This is a genomic window from Terribacillus saccharophilus, from assembly GCF_002272075.1.
In the GTDB taxonomy this organism is placed as follows: domain Bacteria; phylum Bacillota; class Bacilli; order Bacillales; family Amphibacillaceae; genus Terribacillus; species Terribacillus saccharophilus_A.
In genome coordinates, this window is the sequence record NZ_NPBJ01000006.1 from 1 (window position 1) to 17,762 (window position 17,762).

Annotated in this window: 23 protein-coding genes and 1 other annotated feature; all 23 genes read right to left on the reverse strand. The window is 45.5% G+C overall.

Going from position 1 to position 17,762, the window contains the following annotated elements; all coding sequences use genetic code 11:
* Positions 1–574, reverse strand: a 574-nt coding sequence (safA, locus tag CHH48_RS19290; RefSeq protein ID WP_141230050.1) for a SafA/ExsA family spore coat assembly protein, incomplete at its 3' end; no start/stop codon positions are given.
* Positions 575–663: 89 nt separating this feature from the next.
* Complete coding sequence (gene pheA, locus CHH48_RS04875; RefSeq protein ID WP_095218204.1) at positions 664–1,527, reverse strand: prephenate dehydratase; 864 nt, start codon at positions 1,525–1,527, stop codon at positions 664–666.
* A gap of 18 nt (positions 1,528–1,545) precedes the next feature.
* Positions 1,546–1,995: an ACT domain-containing protein gene (locus CHH48_RS04880; RefSeq protein ID WP_038561641.1), complete on the reverse strand. Its 450-nt coding sequence runs from the start codon at positions 1,993–1,995 to the stop codon at positions 1,546–1,548.
* Between the two features lie 27 nt (positions 1,996–2,022).
* Complete coding sequence (obgE, locus tag CHH48_RS04885; protein WP_095218205.1) at positions 2,023–3,303, reverse strand: GTPase ObgE; 1,281 nt, start codon at positions 3,301–3,303, stop codon at positions 2,023–2,025.
* A 9-nt stretch (positions 3,304–3,312) separates the two neighbouring features.
* Positions 3,313–3,846 carry a Spo0B domain-containing protein gene (locus CHH48_RS04890; RefSeq protein ID WP_176466364.1) on the reverse strand — a complete coding sequence of 178 codons (534 nt, stop codon included), beginning with the start codon at positions 3,844–3,846 and terminating at the stop codon, positions 3,313–3,315.
* Positions 3,847–3,976: 130 nt separating this feature from the next.
* Positions 3,977–4,267 (reverse strand): 50S ribosomal protein L27, encoded by a 291-nt coding sequence (rpmA, locus tag CHH48_RS04895; RefSeq protein ID WP_038561650.1) that lies wholly within the window; start codon positions 4,265–4,267, stop codon positions 3,977–3,979.
* Between the two features lie 14 nt (positions 4,268–4,281).
* Positions 4,282–4,611, reverse strand: a complete 330-nt coding sequence (locus CHH48_RS04900) for a ribosomal-processing cysteine protease Prp (protein ID WP_095218207.1) — start codon at positions 4,609–4,611, stop codon at positions 4,282–4,284.
* A gap of 8 nt (positions 4,612–4,619) precedes the next feature.
* Positions 4,620–4,928, reverse strand: coding sequence for a 50S ribosomal protein L21 (gene rplU, locus CHH48_RS04905; RefSeq protein ID WP_038561656.1), 309 nt, complete (start codon positions 4,926–4,928; stop codon positions 4,620–4,622).
* Between the two features lie 11 nt (positions 4,929–4,939).
* Positions 4,940–5,008, reverse strand: a sequence feature (ribosomal protein L21 leader region).
* Between the two features lie 36 nt (positions 5,009–5,044).
* A complete protein-coding gene (locus tag CHH48_RS04910; protein ID WP_095218208.1) occupies positions 5,045–6,457 on the reverse strand; it encodes a ribonuclease E/G in 1,413 nt (470 codons plus the stop codon).
* A gap of 8 nt (positions 6,458–6,465) precedes the next feature.
* Positions 6,466–7,320: a M50 family metallopeptidase gene (locus CHH48_RS04915; protein WP_095218209.1), complete on the reverse strand. Its 855-nt coding sequence runs from the start codon at positions 7,318–7,320 to the stop codon at positions 6,466–6,468.
* A complete protein-coding gene (locus CHH48_RS04920) occupies positions 7,307–8,071 on the reverse strand; it encodes a M23 family metallopeptidase (protein ID WP_095218210.1) in 765 nt (254 codons plus the stop codon). Before CHH48_RS04920 ends, CHH48_RS04915 begins: the two co-directional genes overlap by 14 nt.
* Positions 8,072–8,170: 99 nt before the next feature.
* Positions 8,171–8,920, reverse strand: a complete 750-nt coding sequence (locus CHH48_RS04925) for a methyltransferase domain-containing protein (protein WP_095218211.1) — start codon at positions 8,918–8,920, stop codon at positions 8,171–8,173.
* A gap of 154 nt (positions 8,921–9,074) precedes the next feature.
* A complete protein-coding gene (locus CHH48_RS04930) occupies positions 9,075–9,680 on the reverse strand; it encodes a trimeric intracellular cation channel family protein (protein ID WP_095218212.1) in 606 nt (201 codons plus the stop codon).
* A 76-nt stretch (positions 9,681–9,756) separates the two neighbouring features.
* Positions 9,757–10,554 carry a septum site-determining protein MinD gene (minD, locus tag CHH48_RS04935; protein WP_095218213.1) on the reverse strand — a complete coding sequence of 266 codons (798 nt, stop codon included), beginning with the start codon at positions 10,552–10,554 and terminating at the stop codon, positions 9,757–9,759.
* Positions 10,547–11,233 carry a septum site-determining protein MinC gene (minC, locus tag CHH48_RS04940; RefSeq protein ID WP_095218214.1) on the reverse strand — a complete coding sequence of 229 codons (687 nt, stop codon included), beginning with the start codon at positions 11,231–11,233 and terminating at the stop codon, positions 10,547–10,549. The genes minD and minC overlap by 8 nt, the downstream gene beginning before the upstream one ends.
* A gap of 35 nt (positions 11,234–11,268) precedes the next feature.
* Positions 11,269–11,808 carry a rod shape-determining protein MreD gene (gene mreD, locus CHH48_RS04945; protein WP_095218215.1) on the reverse strand — a complete coding sequence of 180 codons (540 nt, stop codon included), beginning with the start codon at positions 11,806–11,808 and terminating at the stop codon, positions 11,269–11,271.
* The gene (gene mreC, locus CHH48_RS04950; RefSeq protein ID WP_095218216.1) at positions 11,808–12,704 is read right to left on the reverse strand and encodes a rod shape-determining protein MreC; all 897 of its coding nucleotides are present in this window, start codon (positions 12,702–12,704) and stop codon (positions 11,808–11,810) included. The genes mreD and mreC overlap by 1 nt, the downstream gene beginning before the upstream one ends.
* Before the next feature lie 12 nt (positions 12,705–12,716).
* Positions 12,717–13,757 (reverse strand): rod shape-determining protein, encoded by a 1,041-nt coding sequence (locus CHH48_RS04955; protein WP_095218217.1) that lies wholly within the window; start codon positions 13,755–13,757, stop codon positions 12,717–12,719.
* A gap of 245 nt (positions 13,758–14,002) precedes the next feature.
* A complete protein-coding gene (gene radC / locus CHH48_RS04960; protein ID WP_095218269.1) occupies positions 14,003–14,677 on the reverse strand; it encodes a RadC family protein in 675 nt (224 codons plus the stop codon).
* 165 nt (positions 14,678–14,842) lie between these two features.
* Complete coding sequence (locus CHH48_RS04965; protein ID WP_095218218.1) at positions 14,843–15,670, reverse strand: SPOR domain-containing protein; 828 nt, start codon at positions 15,668–15,670, stop codon at positions 14,843–14,845.
* Positions 15,671–15,798: 128 nt separating this feature from the next.
* Positions 15,799–16,287 carry a hypothetical protein gene (locus CHH48_RS04970; RefSeq protein WP_095218219.1) on the reverse strand — a complete coding sequence of 163 codons (489 nt, stop codon included), beginning with the start codon at positions 16,285–16,287 and terminating at the stop codon, positions 15,799–15,801.
* A complete protein-coding gene (locus CHH48_RS04975) occupies positions 16,284–16,787 on the reverse strand; it encodes a hypothetical protein (RefSeq protein WP_095218220.1) in 504 nt (167 codons plus the stop codon). Before CHH48_RS04975 ends, CHH48_RS04970 begins: the two co-directional genes overlap by 4 nt.
* 14 nt (positions 16,788–16,801) lie before the next feature.
* Positions 16,802–17,749 carry a type IV pilus biogenesis protein PilM gene (pilM, locus tag CHH48_RS04980; RefSeq protein WP_095218221.1) on the reverse strand — a complete coding sequence of 316 codons (948 nt, stop codon included), beginning with the start codon at positions 17,747–17,749 and terminating at the stop codon, positions 16,802–16,804.
* Positions 17,750–17,762 lie beyond the last annotated feature (13 nt).

Genomic DNA, 17,762 nt, shown 5'->3' on the forward strand with positions numbered 1-17,762 from the left:
GGCCTGTATGCATTCCCGGCATATTCCCGCCCCCATGAATCGGCATGCCGCCGCCATATCCTGGCTGCTGTATCAGCCAGCTTCCCTGGTGCGGCTGCTGCCAGGCACCTTGATGGGGTTGCTGATAAGATGGAAAGCCTTGCATCTGCTGACCTTGATGCATTTGTTGAATTGGCTGCATAGGAAGTGCTCCCGTATAAGCCTGCTGCTGCGGTATATTAGGATAGGAGCTTCCCCCTTGACCTGGCATAGAGATTTGCGGCATCTGCGGCATAATAGGATATGGAGTAGCAGACATGTCATCTTCCTGGATGGCCGGTGTGTTATGGAACGTTTGAGCAGGTGTTTGTTGTCCTGTGTTTGCAGGCGGTGTGCTTCCTCCAGCTTCAGAGCGCAGAACCGCTTCCTTTGCTACTGCTTTTGTTGTTGACGGTATCTTCAGCTTCATCCCTGGCACCGCAAGCTCCGGCTCACGGATATGCCCGTTCAATTCTCGCAATTCGTCAAAACTGACACCATATTTTCTCGCGATACTCCACATCGTATCGCCTTTCTGTACAATATGAATCTTCAAAACTGAAACTCCCCTTTCATGAACTCACGCACTACTCCACCATCTTATGCATCAGATTCAAAAAGGTTGAAATAGAAAAAGCCGGCACGCTATAAATTCGCGCCGGCTTTTTTCTCATATTGATGAATTGGGTAGCTTCCAAGTACCGTGAGACTGCAGCCTAAAGCTGTTAGCTCCTGTTGTACACCTTGGAAGAGTATATCCTCCGCTTCACACGTAACATCCATAATGAAGAAATAATTCCCTAGTCCGGTTTTCATCGGTCTGGATTCGATTTTCGACATATTGATATTCCGCCAGGCAAAAGCTGCCAAAACTTGATGCAGCGCACCTGCGTAGTCACGAGGAAGAGTTACGTATAAAGACGTTTTTCTGTTGGTACTTGAAACGATTGTTTCAGGTACTTTCGCTGCAGGGTTTGCCAAAATAAAGAAGCGTGTATGATTATTTGCATAGTCATGGATATCTTCTTGCAGGATCGTCAGGCCGAACTCTTTTGCAGCCAGTTCATTGCCGATAGCCGCTGCAGGCTCCTCCATTTCAGCAACCATCTCAGCTGCTGTACCAGTGGAGGAAGTTGCATGGGTAACTGCTTGCGGGAGCTTTGTATGCAAAAACTGATGACATTGCGCTATTGCATGACTATGCGAGTACACCGCATTAATCTCACTTAACTCCAGTTCATTCTTCGTCAGTAAATGCTGACGTATCGGAATGACAATCTCGCCAACAATCGGCAGTTTCGCTTGATGGATCAGATAATCCATCGTAATTGGCACTGTACCTTCAATCGTATTTTCAACTGGAACGACACAATAGTCCATTTCCCCATTTGTGACAGCATCCATGCATTGCGGGATTGTCGCATAGCTATATGCTTCTTCACCTGGGAATAACGCATCTACAGCCATTTTCGTGAATGTTCCCTTTGGTCCTAGATAACTGATCTTCATCTTCCTCTGCTCCCTTGCCTAAGCTTCCGAACTCAAAATCTCTACTTTATCTACATATGCTAATGCTCTCAGTTCATCCAGCAGCGACTGGATATCGGTATGCATGCCAGCCGTATTCAATGATATGGTAACGTTGGCTCTTCCTTGCAAGGGTATCGTCTGATGAATTGTAAGGATGTTGCCCCCTGATCTTGCTACGATGGCTAAGAGCTCGGACAGCGTACCAGTCCGATCCTCTAAGTGGAAGAAAAGGGTGATCATCCGCTGCTTCACCATGGCGCGAAACGGGAATACAGCATCCCGATACTTATAAAACACACTGCGGGAAAGGTCAACCTGCTGTACTGCATCGAAAACAGAAGCAACCTTTTTGCGCTCCAGCAGTTCCTTTGCCTGCAATGTTTTTTTCATCGATTCCGGCAGTACATCACTGCGCACGAGGTAAAATTGTTCTTCCTTCTCTGCCATGCTATCCCCACCTTGGCTCACACAGAATCAATCTATAAATTCGAACTCATATTCCAATAGGCGGATTACATCGCCGTTTTTGGCTCCACGTTTGCGCAATGCCGCATCTACGCCCATAGCACGCATCTGTCTGGAAAAACGTCTTGCAGCTTCATCTCGGTTGAAGTCTGTCATCTTGAACAGCTTCTCGATCTGTTCTCCATATAAGACATATGCTCCATCCGGATCGCGAGTGATTTCGAATGGTTTCTCTGATTCCTCGAAACGATACACAACGCGCTCTTTTTGTTCCTCGACAGGTTTTTCGTTTTTCGGAATCTGATCCAGCTTGTCCGCAATAGCGTACAGCACATCCTGAAGACCATCACGAGTAATGGCGGAAATAGGAAATACATCGATATCTGCTGGGATTTTCTCTTTGAAAACAACCAAGTTTTCTTCTGCTTCCGGAATATCCATTTTGTTGGCAATGATAATTTGCGGACGTGTTGTAAGATCCTCATTATATTTCTTGAGTTCTTCATTAATTGTCACATAATCATCGTACGGATCGCGTCCTTCAGTCGAAGCCATGTCAATCACATGGACAATAACACGAGTCCGCTCTACATGCCGCAGAAACTGGTGTCCCAGTCCAATACCTTCATGCGCTCCTTCGATCAATCCTGGTAAGTCAGCTAATACGAAGCTGCGCTGATCTTGCGTTTCCACAACGCCCAAATTAGGAGCAAGTGTCGTAAAATGATAATCCGCAATTTTCGGTTTTGCAGCACTTACGACAGAGATGAATGTGGATTTACCTACACTCGGGAAGCCAACTAGACCGACATCAGCGATCAACTTAAGCTCAATCTGAAGATTACGCTCCACACCTGGTTCACCATTTTCAGCAAAGTCAGGAGCAGGATTACGCGGTGTTGCGAACCGTGAATTTCCACGACCGCCGCGGCCGCCTTTCGCTATAACCGCTTCTTGTTCATGTTTTGTCAAATCCGCAATTACTTCACCTGTGTCTTCGTCACGAACGAGCGTGCCCGGTGGCACTGGCAAGATAAGCGGCTCTGAATTCTTTCCATGCTGCCCTTTACTCATACCATTTTCACCGCGTTTGGCTTTGAAATGGCGCTGATAACGGAAATCCATTAATGTGTTTAAACCTTCGTCAACTTTGAAAATGACATCTCCGCCACTTCCGCCGTCCCCACCTGCTGGACCTCCAAGTGGAATATACTTCTCTCTGCGGTAGGCAACTAGACCATTACCGCCATCGCCTGCTTTTACAAATACTTTGACCTGATCTACAAACATGGTTTCACCTCATATATTGCACGCCAGTACGATAGTACAGCGTGATTTCTTCTCTGGCAGCGATTCAATTTTCACTTCTCGGACATAGTCTTTCTGGCCGATCTGCTGTAAATTATCCCAGCCTGTAAACGTTCCAACAAACGACATTTCTATGACTGGCTCTTCTTCCCGCGTCTTTACATGGAGCAAGCCTTCATATAATTCCATCTCCTGTGCGCTTTCACTTAATGCATCCACTACTGCTTCTAAGTTTTCTCGGATTCTCTTGTCATATTCCCAAATCTTCGGCATAGACTCTTCCACTTGGAATGTAATCCGGAACTGAGAGTAGGTCCAGTTGAAAGAAAGAATCCAGACAAAAGTCTCTGGAATGTTTAGATTGGACAGCTTTCGCTCTTCATCTGCCAAGTGAATGGCTTCCTCGATTTTTTCCTGTACCTTTTCATCCTTACCTAATTTGGAATAGCTATGTAGGAGTTGGAGCCGATTCATCCATTCATGGCGTGTAAATCCTAACAGCGTCATCACTTCATGATATTCCAACTGTATTCCTCCTTTACGAAAAAGCAGTTGAGAGGGCAACTCCTTCTTCATACTCAACAATATGTGGTGCAAATAGATGTGGATTAGAAAAAAAGACTCTAACCCGAAGGCTAGAGTCTCTCTACAAACATTAAGCTTCTTGAGCTACCGGATATACGCTGACCTTTTTACGGTTACGGCCATAGCGTTCGAATTTAACAACACCGTCGATCTTAGAGAACAATGTGTCGTCTCCTCCTTTTCCAACGTTTGTTCCTGGGTAGATTTTCGTACCGCGTTGACGGTAAAGAATGGATCCGCCAGTTACAAACTGACCATCAGCGCGTTTTGCGCCTAGGCGTTTGGATTCAGAGTCACGTCCGTTTTTGGAGCTACCAACACCCTTTTTGGATGCGAAAAACTGCAAATCTAAACGTAGCATAGTGGTGCACCTCCTTATTGTTCGATGATTCTTATATGCTTCCCATAGTCCTGTTCAATCGTTTGGAGCGAGACGAGCATACCTTCCAGTAGAAGAGACGCTTTATCAAACTGCTCCTCGGACAAGTGATCGGGAAGTACTACTCGTAGATACCCACCGTCGCCGCCCTGCTCTACCTCTGGTTCAAACTCACCAAGTACGAAAAGGCCGTTCACTGCTCCGAAACTTACTGCCGAAACAGCTGCACATACGAGATCGTAGCCATAAGGCCCGCTCTCTGCATGTCCGCTCAGCTCAAAACTGTGAATATCCTCATTCGCACGGTTTATTGTAACAGTAATCATGGTTCGCCTTACGCGTTAATTTTGCCGATTGTCAATTTAGTGTAAGGTTGACGATGGCCTTGTTTGCGTTTGTAGTTTTTCTTCGCTTTAAATTTGATCACGTTGATCTTTTTAGCGCGGCCTTGCTTCTCAACAGTTGCAGTAACCGTCGCACCTTCAACGAATGGAGCACCGATTTTAACATCGTCGCCACCAACTACCAATACTTTGTCAAAAGTAACTTCTGCACCGTTCTCTCCGTCCAATTTCTCAACGTAGATAGTTTGTCCTTCTGTTACTTTAACTTGTTTTCCACCAGTTTCAATAATTGCGTACATAACGCACCTCCTCTTAAACTCAGACTCGCCATCACAGGCGCCCTTGGCTTGAAACCTGATCTGCGCGGTTGTAGCACGGGTGCTAACCTCGTGTAACATACTGATGTTATCATACATCAAAAAAGATTGTCAAGACTATCTAACCCATCTCTTCTTACAGTTTCCGTATCTGTCTCCTTCAGTTTGAGCTCATTTGTATCCTGAAATTTTACAAACACGGCTGCATTGGCAGAATTGCTGCCCGTCAGCTTAAGAAAATGCTTGATGTGTTCCTTTTTACCAGAGAGTATATATGTTTTTTCTGCTGACAGACTGATGATTTCCCGCTCAAGCTGAAAACATTGCGTCTCAAAGGAAAGATTCTTGTGAATCGGCGCTTGCAGCTGCTCCATTAACGACGGCCGTTCCCGTTTCCGTGACATTTCCAAAAGACCAAGCTTCGTGAATCCATAGACTTCTGTCCGCTGCGTATCCTGCTGAAGTGCTTGGCGGAAAGTTTGCAGAACAGCACGCTGTTGATCCGGCCGTTTCATGGACACAAAATCTATAAGTATGATTCCGGACAGATTGCGAAATCGAATTTCCCGGGCAATTGCCTTTGCGGCCAGCTGATTGACCATGACAGCTGTCTGGTTCTTATCGGAATGCCCTGTGTAGCCGCCACTGTTCACATCAATCACTGTCAACGCTTCTGTTTGATCGATATGCAAGGTGATGCCTCTGTCAATGTTCGTAATCGGCGCAATTAGTTGCTGCCAAATAGCAGACAGCGGCTGAGGCAGGAGTGTTTCTGCCTCTCTTTCCCACCTGACCTTCTCGCCAAGCTCTGGAAACTGCTGGCGAAGCTGCCTCGCTTCAAATCCATCATCCACCACGATTTCATCTACATTTCCTGTAGGCAAGCGTCGGAACAGCTGATCCGGAATAAGGGCATCCTGGTAGATAACCGCGGGCGGTGCAGTATTCTTTACTGATAAAGTGAACCACTTTCCTCGAAGCCGCTCCAATTCTTCCAATATTACTTCTTCTGGTAATTTATCTGCTTCCGTACGTATAATGACTCCTTCTCCTGGGGTTAGCAGGTTCGCCATCTGCTCTTTCCATTTTGCTGCTCTATCTTCCGGCAATTTCCTAGAGACAGCTACGTAGTTCCCGTTCGGCAAATACACGAGTGTATTACCTGGAATAGTGATAATAGCGGAAAGCTTCGCCCCTTTTGTACCATAAGCGTCTTTTTGAACTTGAACGAAGAGCGTCTGCCCTTCCTGAATCGCCTGCTCGATACGGAGAGATTGATCTTGTTTGCACACCGGAACTTCTTCACGCTGCAAAAATCCTTGCCGTTCGTCTCCAAAATCGACGAAGGCCGCCTGCAAACCATGATCCACATGCCGAACAATACCTTTAAAGATGCTTCCCACTTTCGAATTCATTCCCGGGCGGTCCAAGAACACTTCCTGTACTTGCCCACGCTTGACTGTTAAAGCTACTTTTTCTGTTCCTCTTAAAAACATATATAATGATAGCATTGCTTTCCTCACTGTCTGTTTTGTTGCAGAATATCCGCCACTGTACAATGTGCCTGTTTCCGCTTAAAGTACATATCACTGCATTGCTGTTCATCCAATAATGCATTTTTCCCCTTCACTACAATTATATGCCGCCTGTTTCTCCTGTATTGGGATAGTACATCCAGAAGAGCCGTTTCCGATGTAGCGAAAATCGGAGTGCTGATTCCAGCATTCGTTCCGTATGTAGCACGCTGCAGCAGGAAGCGCAGAAACACATAATAGCGTCGTTTCCATTCTAGCCGATTTTCCCACATTAGAAAACAGAGAAGGCTGACTGTACTTAATGTAAAAGGCATGGCTATACACACATACAGAAGAACAGCTGCCCCGATTATCCAGCTGACAATGATAAGAATTGTATGAGCCTTTCGATAGGGCAGCTGCAAGGAAAGTAATAATCCAACCAGTTTTCCGCCATCAAGCGGCCAGATAGGCAGCAGGTTAAACAGAAAAATGGTCATGTTATACATATAAGCTGTCTCCAGCACTGCTTCCGGTGTGGACGTAGCAGAAAGGCCGGATAGAGCCGCAAATATAAAAAGGTGGACGACGGGTCCTGACAAGATGACGATCGCTTCTTCCAGAGCTCGTCGATTTCCCTGTTCATCGGTTTCCATTACGCCACCGAAAACCCATAGCATGATACGGCGGATGCGCCATCGAAAATGGCGTGCCGCCAAATAATGCCCCATTTCATGCAGCAGTACAATGATGAATAAGATAAGTACTTCCATGAGCATCCCAGTCAATACAGCAAGCAGCAGAAACCCCCAGAATACCGGATGTAAGTGAATAGGCGGGAGCCAATTACGGCGCGTCAACTGGCGCCTCCTGGATCGGATTCAAATACTTGCTCCCCTGCTGCAAGGCGAAATAGACAGACTGGGCATTTTCTGCATTCGGTACAAATTCACCAATCTTTTCATTGGCTCCGATCCGCTGGTATTGGTTTACTTCAATTGCATGCAGGTGACCGTAAATGCTCTTGCTCTTATCTGCGTGCTGCAGAATGATAGTCTTCCCCGTGTCCTGATCATTGCCTGCGAAAATGACGATTCCTTCATCTACCGCTACCACATCCGATTGCTGCGCTGATTCAATCAAAATACCTTCTTTTGATTCCTCAAATGGCTGCACCACTGTGCCATTTACCGGCATCGCCTGAGCTTCTGCTGTATCCGCACTTTCTCCACCAGGACTCAATGCCACCGGATCGCCGAATCGCTCCTGGTACCAGCTATTCACGGTAGCAAAGGGGAACTCCTCCGTCAATGCTGTCAGTACAGTTCCCTTCGTCTTTTCGATAATTGGATGGTCAGCTTGCAAGTAGATGGCTGTTCCAAAAAAAAGACTGGCAGATACTATCAGCCGGAACATGAACCGGGAAGCAAACTTCGAATTATCCTGCGAACTAGGCGGTTCATATTTTGGATGCGGCGGAAAACCATGAGATTCTTCTTCATCCACAGTAATAGATCTAACCGTATTTGCCATGCCTTTTTGAATTTGTTCCCCTTTCAGACGTTTCCTTTCAGCAATCCCTTTCCGTACCGAATGCAGATTCTTGCCCATAATAAGAACCCCTCTCTCCTTCTTTGTACAAGTCTATGAAGAAAGAGGACGAGTTATTAAAACAAGCGAAAAAAGCCTCCCAATAAAGGAGGCGGTAATTCACTTCGGTCTAGCAGCTAAAAGGAACCGATGCTGTCGCACGTCTAAGAACCCATTTTTCTCTATAAAAAGATGCAACTCATATATTGCCTCCCGGTAAGCATCCACTGAGAAGTGCGGCACTTGCCAAGGAATTGCCTTCAAATAGTAGAGAACCGCTCCAATGTCATAGAAACGCATGGACGGAAATGCTTCTCTCGACTCTAGCACGTTAAACTGTCCTTCCAGTTCCTCAGCCGCTGTCTGGAGATTCCATTTCTGGTACATTGGATTGAGTGACGCACCCAACAGCTGATTGAGTTCAACGCAATCCGTTCCTCCTACTTGTTGAGTGAGGAAGATAGCATTTTGTTTCAACACTCGTCTTACTTCGGATACATCGTAAGATTCATGTTTGTTTAAGATGACTTCAAATGACTCATCCATGAATGGTAATTGATCGTCTTCCTTGATTTGGACGACTTCCACTCCTAATGGAGCAAGTCTCATCCTGGCAACTGGCACATTCGGTAAGTAGCTTTCTGTCGCCAAAGTGTAATCTGGCAACGGCAGCAGCTTAGACAAAAATTCCCCGCCACCTGTTCCCATATCAAGCATACTTTTTGCTCCGAAGAGATATTTTCGTGCTTTACTGCCATATGACCAGGGCAGGAGTTCAGATTGTACCCTGCCAGTATCCTCGATAAAAGAAAAGTCCCAACCTTTAAAGGCTTTGTTGCTGTCTTCTAATAGCTGATCGAATAGATTCATCGTTTTTCCTCCTTATACTTGTTAGCTAAAGTTCAAGTAAAGTGGGAGGAGAGCGTATGTTGTGCTCGCCCCGTTGTTATGGATGATATTCCTTGTTCATAGCCATTCTCCTTTTTCCTTATTATAACAAAGAAGATCAGCAATTTGCTGATCTTCATTGATAGTGCATTTTTGGTACCGGCAGCTGCCATTTCTGGTGGAAGGAAAAAATACGCAGGAAAATGATGGCTGCAAACAAAACATAAAGCAAGATAGGATGATCAGAAGCTCCAAGCCCAATGAAAAGTCCCGCCAAAGCTGCCCAAGTTCCGTATATCTCAGCCTTGAACACATATGGTTTCCTGCCAGCCAGCACATCCCGAAGTATGCCTCCTCCGCTTCCCGTAAGAAATGCAGCAACCATTATTGCAAGCAGGCTATGATCGAGACTGGCAGCATGCAGCGCTCCTTGTATGGCGAATGCAGCCAAACCGATTGCATCCGCATACAAACCAGCCTTTTTCCATGAATACGTCATCAGCTTAGGAAAAATCAAGATGATGGTAATGGAAATAAGTGATATATAGAATAAAGTCGTTTGAGACCATAAATAAGAGACCGGCAATCCGATTAATAAATTACGAATCGCTCCTCCGCCAAATGCAGTCACAAAACCTAATATATAAACGCCGAACACATCATACTTCTCGTCCATGGCGACGAGGGCACCACTGATAGCGAATGCCGCAGTACCAATAATACTGAAAATATCCCATGTCATGTTGTACATTCCCCTTGTTTATAATGGACATAAAAAAACTCGTAACTCTTTCCAGAGCTACGAGTTTACCATAAGTTCATTTACTTTTGGAAAAAAGTTTTTTCAAACGGCTGAACATGCCTTTCTCACTCTCGAAGCTCATAAGCGGTACTGATTCACCAAGAATACGTCGTGCGATATTGCGATAGGCAATACTCGCTTTCGTATTCGGATGAAAAGCAACTGGCTCCCCGTGATTGGAAGCTTTGATAACTTCGTCGTCGTCTGCAACAATACCGAGCAAATCGATTGACAGCACTTGGACAATTTCATCCACTTCCAGCATGTCGCCTTCTTGCACCATATGGTTACGGATCCGGTTGACGATTAGTTTAGGAGGTTCGATATCCTCCTGCTCCAGCAAGCCGATAATGCGGTCCGCATCACGTACACTCGGTTTTTCCGGTGTGGTGACGACAATCGCTTTATCCGCTCCTGCTACAGCATTTTTATAGCCCTGCTCGATACCGGCCGGACAATCAATGATGATGTAATCGAATTCCGGCTTTAGCTCGGCTACGATTTTCTCCATCCCATCGGGTGTCAAGTCCGTTTTATCGCTTGTTTGGGCAGCTGGCAGTAAGTAAAGATGATCGAAACGCTTGTCTTTGATCAACGCCTGCTTCAGCGCGCATCTGCCGACAATTACATCGATAATGTCATAGATGATTCTATTTTCAAGACCCATCACAACATCCAGATTCCGTAAACCGATATCCGTATCAATCAAACATACTTTTTTCTCCATCAGTGCAAGCGCTGTTCCCAGATTGGCAGAAGTTGTAGTCTTTCCTACTCCTCCCTTACCGGATGTAATAACGATTGCTTCACCCATTTAACATTCTCCTCTCGAAACTGCTGATGCCCGGACGTTTGCGAATCACTGCCTGCAAACGGTCAATGATAATCTTTTCCTGTTCATCATCGATATGTCCGCATTCCATATAAACACCATCTGTCTCATGATCGGGAGCGCGGCTGATATAATCCGCTATTCGAAGCTGCGTCGGATTCATATATGAAGCAGCAATGACAGCATCAGCGTTGCCATCCTTGCCGGCATGCGCTATCCCAAGCAAATTCCCCATGACGAAAATATTTCCGGTAGCTGTCACACAGCCCCCGGGATTTACATCTCCAAGCAGCAGTAAGTCACCCTTTACTTCCAGTACCTGACCAGAACGGACGACACGGCTGACAGCCTTCACTTCTGCTTCTTCCTTCCACTCATTTGCCGCTTGTTTCGTAATGACATCAGAATGGATGGATTCAATTTTTAATCGCTGTTTACTCGTAATCATCTTACAGAGGATTTCCTCCTGCTCCTTGTACAAATACCTGTTGCCTAATTGAATATGTACACCTACAAGGTGATCAGCCGAATCAATACGATTAGCAGCAAGCTTCTCTTCCAGTTCCTTCAGCAAATCCTCGAAAGAGCAGGCATCATCCATATGCAAGGATAACCCTTCCCGGGTACCTTTGATCGTGATGATCTGTTTGTTTCCAATCAAGATGGTCACCTCCGTTCGTCGTCTGATTTTCTTCTCTATAAGCTAGTCGTTCTTCTAAGCTGCGAATCGGACCATTTCTGCAGAGGCTTGTGGAAAATCAGATACAAGATTACAAGCATGATAAGGTTGGCGCCAAGCGTCGGCAAGAGACGGTGCACTAGATATGTACCGAATCCAATAGGCGTGATGCCAATTAAATGATAGATAAAATAGCCAATCATATCGGCAAAAACTATCGACAGCATCCCCAGCAATGCAGCTACAAGAATATTACCATGCAGCACTCTGCGCAGTTCCAGGATCAAATAGATGCTGAATCCGTATGTGAACATATAGACGCCAAGCATATCTGTATAGACGATATCTTTCAGCAGCCCGAAGATAAGCGCATATAACAGGCTGTAGTATGAATTATCCAAGTCATAAAGCATAGCAATCAGTACAAGGAACAAAAGACTCCAATGCGGAATCAGCCAAGTGTCACCGCCAACAAACTGCTCTGGCAGCATGGCGGTGGCAACTCCTTCAAGACAAACGATCAAAAGCATGATCAGGGGCAAGTATAGCTTTTTCATCACAGACCCTCATCTCCGTTACTCGAAGAAGCGTCTTCAGAAGCAGCATCTATAACTAAAACCTTATCGATGTCATAAAGATCTGCAGTAGGCTTAACGTGAACCGTTTGAGATAAACCATACTCATCTAGTTCAACCGAGTCCACTTCTCCGATAGAGAGAGCCTCTGGGAATACTCCACCAAGACCAGAAGATGTAACTAAAGATCCTTTTTTAACTTCTAAATCGGGTTTCACTCCTGTGAACAGCAGCATGCCATCCTTCTCATCATAGCCTTCAATCAAACCGAAAATGGGATCCTGAGTGTCTCCGTCCTCATTTTCTCCTCCGTCAATCTTGGCAGATATGCGGTTGGTTTCATTAAACCCACTTAATAATTGGACAGATGCCGTGCTGCGACTTACGTCTTCTACTTTTCCAACTAAACCGCTCGCTGTCATGACCGCCATGTTCGTGCTAATACCGTCGTCGGATCCTTTATCAATTGTCAGCTGATCGAACCAACCCTCTGGACTGCGGACAATTACATCAGCCGGAATCGGGTTGTAATCCATCGAAGTGTACTGATTGAACTTGTCAATTGTCTGCTGCAATTCATCGTTCTGGTGTTCCAGTTCCTGATTGCGGGACATCAAGCCTTTGTAATCGTCCACTTTCGATTTAAGCACCTGGTTTTCTTCATAGGTGTTCTTAAGATCTTTAATATTTGTCATTACCGTAGAGGTGAATTGTGCAGGTTTGGAGAAAATATTCTGCACGAATCCTACGGTATCACTGATTATTTGTTCTGGTAATGTCTGGCTGCTCCGATCCCTGGTTGAAAAGCCGATCAATCCGACAAGGATGATGATTGCAATCAGGAATAAGAACATCCTTTTTTTCTTAAAGAAATTCATAATTCACCCAACTTAATTTTTGATAGCTTTGGAAAATACATGTGGATGTGAACGGAAGTGCTCGATGAACTCCAGTGATTTACCTGTACCGATAGCTACACTGTCAAGCGGATTTTCCGCAACAAAAACTGGCATTTTTGTCTCTTCACTGATAACGCTATCCAGATTACGAAGCAATGCGCCGCCACCTGAAAGCACGATACCGCGATCCATGATATCAGCAGCTAGTTCAGGCGGTGTTTTTTCTAATGTAAGCTTCACAGCATCTACAATCGCACTGACTGTATCCGCTAAAGCACCGGAAATTTCCTTTGCGCTCACACTGATTGTCTTCGGAAGACCAGTCAGCAGATCACGTCCGCGGATTTCTGTTTCTTCATCCGGCTCTGGCACTCCAGCATGACCAAGATCCATCTTCAATTGTTCCGCAGAGCGTTCACCGATCATAAGGTTGTACGTTTTGCGGATGTATTGGATGATCGCTTCATCCATATCATCTCCGGCTGTTCGGATAGACTGACTTGTTACAATACCACCTAAACTGATAATAGCAACCTCTGTCGTACCGCCGCCGATATCAACGATCATACTGCCAGTTGGTTCCCATACAGGAAGTCCTGCACCGATTGCAGCAGCGAATGGCTCAGCAATTGGGAAAGCATCCTTTGCACCTGCTTGTTTTGCAGCATCGATAACCGCACGTTCCTCAACCATTGTAATACCAGACGGTACACATACCATTACGTTCGGCTTCTTCGCGAAGGAAGAACGATTACGCTGTGCTTGCTTAATGTAATACTTCATCATTGTCGCTGTTGTATCATAATCCGCGATGACACCATCTTTCATCGGACGGATAACACGGATATTTCCTGGAGTTCTGCCAATCATATTACGAGCGTCGCCGCCAACTGCCTCTACCTGGCCTGTTTCTACATTTGTCGCCACGACAGAAGGCTCACGGACGACTACGCCTTTCCCTTTTACAAAAACCAATGTATTTGCTGTGCCCAAGTCGATGCCCAGGTCTTGTGAAAAACTGAATTTCGCCACAATTAATTCTCCTTTTCCGAGTCCGTTCGTGTTTCAGCAAAGCTGCTTGACAGCAGTGCATACTTTTCATATATTGTCTCATTATGTTGTACTTTATCATATCAGATATTATATCCAATAGACATAGTTGTAAGGTATAAAGCATACCATCAGAAGAAGCGCCAGCTAGTAAGGTGTACCATGCTAGGCGCTTCTCTACAAAGCTAGTTCCAATTATACGAGAAAACCAAAAAAATAGATAGTAATTACAGGTATCCTTTTTCCTTCAATGAAATAAACTTTCGGTCACCGATGACAAGATGATCCAAAAGCTCTATTCCGATCATCTTGCCGCACTCCAGCAAACGTTTTGTAACATGAATATCTTCCTGTGAAGGTGATGGATCACCGGAGGGATGATTATGTGCACAGATGATGCTAGCAGCGGAACGACGGACAGCTTCGCGGAAGATCTCGCGGGGATGAACGATGGAGGCATTTAAACTGCCAATGAAGATGGTCTGACGATGGATGATGTGATTCTTTGTATTGAGAAATAAGACGACAAAATGCTCCTGACTAAGATTGCGCATTTCTTCCATTACATAATCTGCCCCGTCCTTAGGGCTGCGTATTGTATAACGTTCTGCCGGCTTGTATCGATACAGCCTTTGCCCCAGCTCAATCGCAGCCAAAATAAGCACTCCTTTAGCCGTCCCGATTCCTTTAATAGCAGTCAGCTCTTCAATGGTCGCATCACGCAGGAGCTGCAAACCTTCGAAATGCATCAAAAGCCGCTGAGCAAGTAATGTAACAGACTCATCCTTTGTACCGCTTCCTAACAGGATGGCGAACAATTCCGCATTGGACAAATGCGCAGGACCTAGCTCCAGCAGCCTTTCGCGTGGACGATCTTCCTTCGGCACCGATTTTATCGCCATTTCAGTATGCAACAAAAAACCGCCTTCCTTCTGACTCGGATTCCTGTGTGGCAGACAGGTTACGAGAAGCTTATCGGAAGACGGCGCTCTATTCAAATTGATAAATTGAAATTTTATTACGTCTCTCTGTAAGATAATGAAGTAATTAGATCAAAAAAATCAAGTTCATTGACCGCCAGCTGCTAGAGTAGCAGCTTCCTGCCATACCGGCAGCATCATACTAGCTGTGAATGTTCCTTGCTCCATAGCATTGACTGCTTCATCAGATGCCGTTTTAACGCTCTCAGCTTCCGCCGGGATTTTTTCCTGCCAAGCTTTCCAAAGAGCCGGATCCTGATTATCTCCTGCAGCAAGCAAAACGGCCAGCTCGTCCAGCCAAGCACTGCTAGCAGCTTCAACTCCTGGATCCCATTGTTTTACATAGCTTTCATAGCCTTGCGCCTGCAGCTGGGAACCAAGTGTATCAGCTTCTTCCTGAGATCCTGCCATACCTGTCAGCAAGAAGAATTGACCGTTCTTTTCCCATAGCACCGCCGGAATCCCTGCATCTGCGTATTTCTGGACGACATCTTGACCGATGTCCTCTTGATTATAGACGCCTCCCTGCACAACGTAAGCTGTCAAATCACCAAACGCTCCAGCGTTAGCAGCAGCTTCCTTTGTCGCTATCGGGGCTGCCACGCCATTTGTCTCAGATTCAATACCCGCCGTATAACGAAGCAGCAGGAATCCTAGCACGACTCCTATAAGCGCAGCACCCAGTGCAGCTGCAGCCAGCTTTTTCGCAAAAGGAGACAAAGATACTCCATTTTTTTCTGATTTCTTCTTATGCAATTGATCTAATACAGGAACATCCTTTTCGACCGTTGCCGCCGCTTCTTCGTCATAAAGTGTGTAGCTTCCCTCGCCGACCATCTCTTCTTTTGACTGCTGCTGTTGCTTCTTCTGCTTTTTACCGCCAATCTTGACGGAAAAACCCTTTTTCTCTTCCATCCTGGCACCTCTTTTATGATTGATTGGCTCAACTCTAGCACAGCTAGAAATAGAAGTAAGAGAAATGCTGTCGAGACAAAAAAAGAGTGTTCGACAGGAAGAACCTATCAAACACGCTTTTCTACGAATTAAGAAGCAGGATTATAAAATACCCGTAAAGATATCGTTGCAATATAGCTATTTTCCGAAGCATTTGTCACGTCAATTTGTTCTATTTCGGCTTTCCGTTTCATACCATCAACTTCGGTTAAGAATTGGTGCAAAGCTTTATAATCAGAAGAGTCCGTACTTAATTGATAGACATACGCCCCCTCAGAATCTGTTTCTGAATCATTATTAATGGACGTAATCGTTGTATCATTTGCATTTGCTATTTTCGCTAATTCTTTCAGCAGTTCATTTTCAAGCGGAGCTTCTGGTACTACCCCTTGTTCAGCAGGAGCTGTTGATGCGTCAAGAAGTCTCTCTTGATTAGCGACTGCTGTCTCTACTATGCTTGTCTCGTTTTTCATAGGCATAACATAAAGAACAAAACACATCACGGTAAGCAAGATTACAAGCAAAAAGGAAAATATCATGATTTTACGTCGTTGAGATGCATCCGACCAGTTCATCATTCTCCATTCACCTCGCTTGTCCATGCTGCTTGATCAACTGTAATCGTAAAGACAGCTTGGAAACTGTCTGCTCCCTGAGGCGTTAAGGATTGTAAACTAGCGCGCGATACATAGCTCGTGTCCTGCACTTGCTGAATATAATCCGCAGCAGCATCGGTACTATTAACAAGCAGTGTAACTGTAATAGGCTCAGTGCCAGGGCTGGTGTAGCTAATTAAATCTGTTCCTTTTGGTGCCAGTCCCTGCAATTTGTCCATCAATTCGACGCTATATGGCAGTGCTGTTCCGTTATTACCTGCTACGACAGTTGTTTGTGCATCCAGCAAAGTCTGATTAGAAGCTTGCTTCGCTTCAAGATCGGATAGTTGACCTTTCGCAGCCAGCAATTGCCATGTAAATATCACAGCACAAATGAGGATCAGTCCACCAAGAATACTGAGGAACAGAATCGGGGAGCGCTGCGTGTCTGATTGTTTTCGAAGTAAGTTGATTTCGAGCATTTCTTCTGTCCCCTTTATAGCTTCTTCATGGATAGACCGAGCACATCAGCATAAGCCAACGGCAGTTCGTCCATCATCTCTTGCTTGAATGTGATCGTCTCAATCTGCAAACGCTGCCGAAGCTCGTTCATCACGTCACCCAAGTTTTCATAATCTCCGGATACAAGCAGCTTTGTAACACCAGCTTCGCCATTCATCACTGAATAACGGTAGAAATCCATGAACCGCTCGATTTCTGTTAGCTGTTCTTCCAAATACGCTCGAACCCGATCTGCTTCCTCTTGATAAAACAAATCCTGCTCCATATGATCCTGTAAATTACCAAAGCTCGTCTGTGGCTGGCGGATGAATAACGGCATATCCTGATGGAAAGCAGTTAGAATCAAGCCGCTATGATTCCATTGTAATAGAAGCAAATGGTCCTCAATTGTTTCCTTGTATTGTTCTATGTATAAACGATAAAGAGATAGCGAAGCCAAGTCTGCAGCAACAGGCTGAAGCCCAGCTTCCTTAAAAGCTTGTTGATAAGCCTCCACACGCCGTCCCGGATAAGCAACAAGCAGGATCGTGTTTGATTCTTCGCCTTCCTCAAGCACTTCAAAATCCAAAACCGGACCTTCAAACGGCAGCTGAATTGTATGCTCCAGCTCCGTATACAGAAATGGCTTAATTTCTTCCCGCTTCAATTGCTTCGGAACTTGATGTTGGCGCAGCGTCACAGCTTGGTCTGGCAGCGTGAACAATAAATCTCGGCCCTTCCAGCTGTTTTCCTCAACTAATTTACGAACAGCTTTCGTCAGCTGATCCCTATCCTCCAGTTTCCCCTGGCGGATTGTCCCCTGCGGCAGCTCTAAGCTGCCGAAATTATTTCCTTTGCGGAAGCCAGCCGGTTCACCTGCCATATAACGCAAAACCGTTTCCTGTATGATGATGTACACTTGTTTGCTTTGCTTCTTAAACATGCTCTTCCCTCAT

Coding starts and splice junctions, on each gene's coding strand:
- pheA (WP_095218204.1), bottom strand. CDS start 1,527: ATGAAGATCAGTTATCTAGGACCAAAGGGAACATTCACGAAAATGGCT.
- CHH48_RS04880 (WP_038561641.1), bottom strand. CDS start 1,995: ATGGCAGAGAAGGAAGAACAATTTTACCTCGTGCGCAGTGATGTACTG.
- obgE (WP_095218205.1), bottom strand. CDS start 3,303: ATGTTTGTAGATCAGGTCAAAGTATTTGTAAAAGCAGGCGATGGCGGT.
- rpmA (WP_038561650.1), bottom strand. CDS start 4,267: ATGCTACGTTTAGATTTGCAGTTTTTCGCATCCAAAAAGGGTGTTGGT.
- CHH48_RS04900 (WP_095218207.1), bottom strand. CDS start 4,611: ATGATTACTGTTACAATAAACCGTGCGAATGAGGATATTCACAGTTTT.
- rplU (WP_038561656.1), bottom strand. CDS start 4,928: ATGTACGCAATTATTGAAACTGGTGGAAAACAAGTTAAAGTAACAGAA.
- CHH48_RS04910 (WP_095218208.1), bottom strand. CDS start 6,457: ATGCTATCATTATATATGTTTTTAAGAGGAACAGAAAAAGTAGCTTTA.
- CHH48_RS04920 (WP_095218210.1), bottom strand. CDS start 8,071: ATGGGCAAGAATCTGCATTCGGTACGGAAAGGGATTGCTGAAAGGAAA.
- CHH48_RS04925 (WP_095218211.1), bottom strand. CDS start 8,920: ATGAATCTATTCGATCAGCTATTAGAAGACAGCAACAAAGCCTTTAAA.
- CHH48_RS04930 (WP_095218212.1), bottom strand. CDS start 9,680: ATGACATGGGATATTTTCAGTATTATTGGTACTGCGGCATTCGCTATC.
- minD (WP_095218213.1), bottom strand. CDS start 10,554: ATGGGTGAAGCAATCGTTATTACATCCGGTAAGGGAGGAGTAGGAAAG.
- mreD (WP_095218215.1), bottom strand. CDS start 11,808: ATGAAAAAGCTATACTTGCCCCTGATCATGCTTTTGATCGTTTGTCTT.
- mreC (WP_095218216.1), bottom strand. CDS start 12,704: ATGAATTTCTTTAAGAAAAAAAGGATGTTCTTATTCCTGATTGCAATC.
- radC (WP_095218269.1), bottom strand. CDS start 14,677: ATGGCGATAAAATCGGTGCCGAAGGAAGATCGTCCACGCGAAAGGCTG.
- CHH48_RS04965 (WP_095218218.1), bottom strand. CDS start 15,670: ATGGAAGAGAAAAAGGGTTTTTCCGTCAAGATTGGCGGTAAAAAGCAG.
- CHH48_RS04970 (WP_095218219.1), bottom strand. CDS start 16,287: ATGATGAACTGGTCGGATGCATCTCAACGACGTAAAATCATGATATTT.
- CHH48_RS04975 (WP_095218220.1), bottom strand. CDS start 16,787: ATGCTCGAAATCAACTTACTTCGAAAACAATCAGACACGCAGCGCTCC.
- pilM (WP_095218221.1), bottom strand. CDS start 17,749: ATGTTTAAGAAGCAAAGCAAACAAGTGTACATCATCATACAGGAAACG.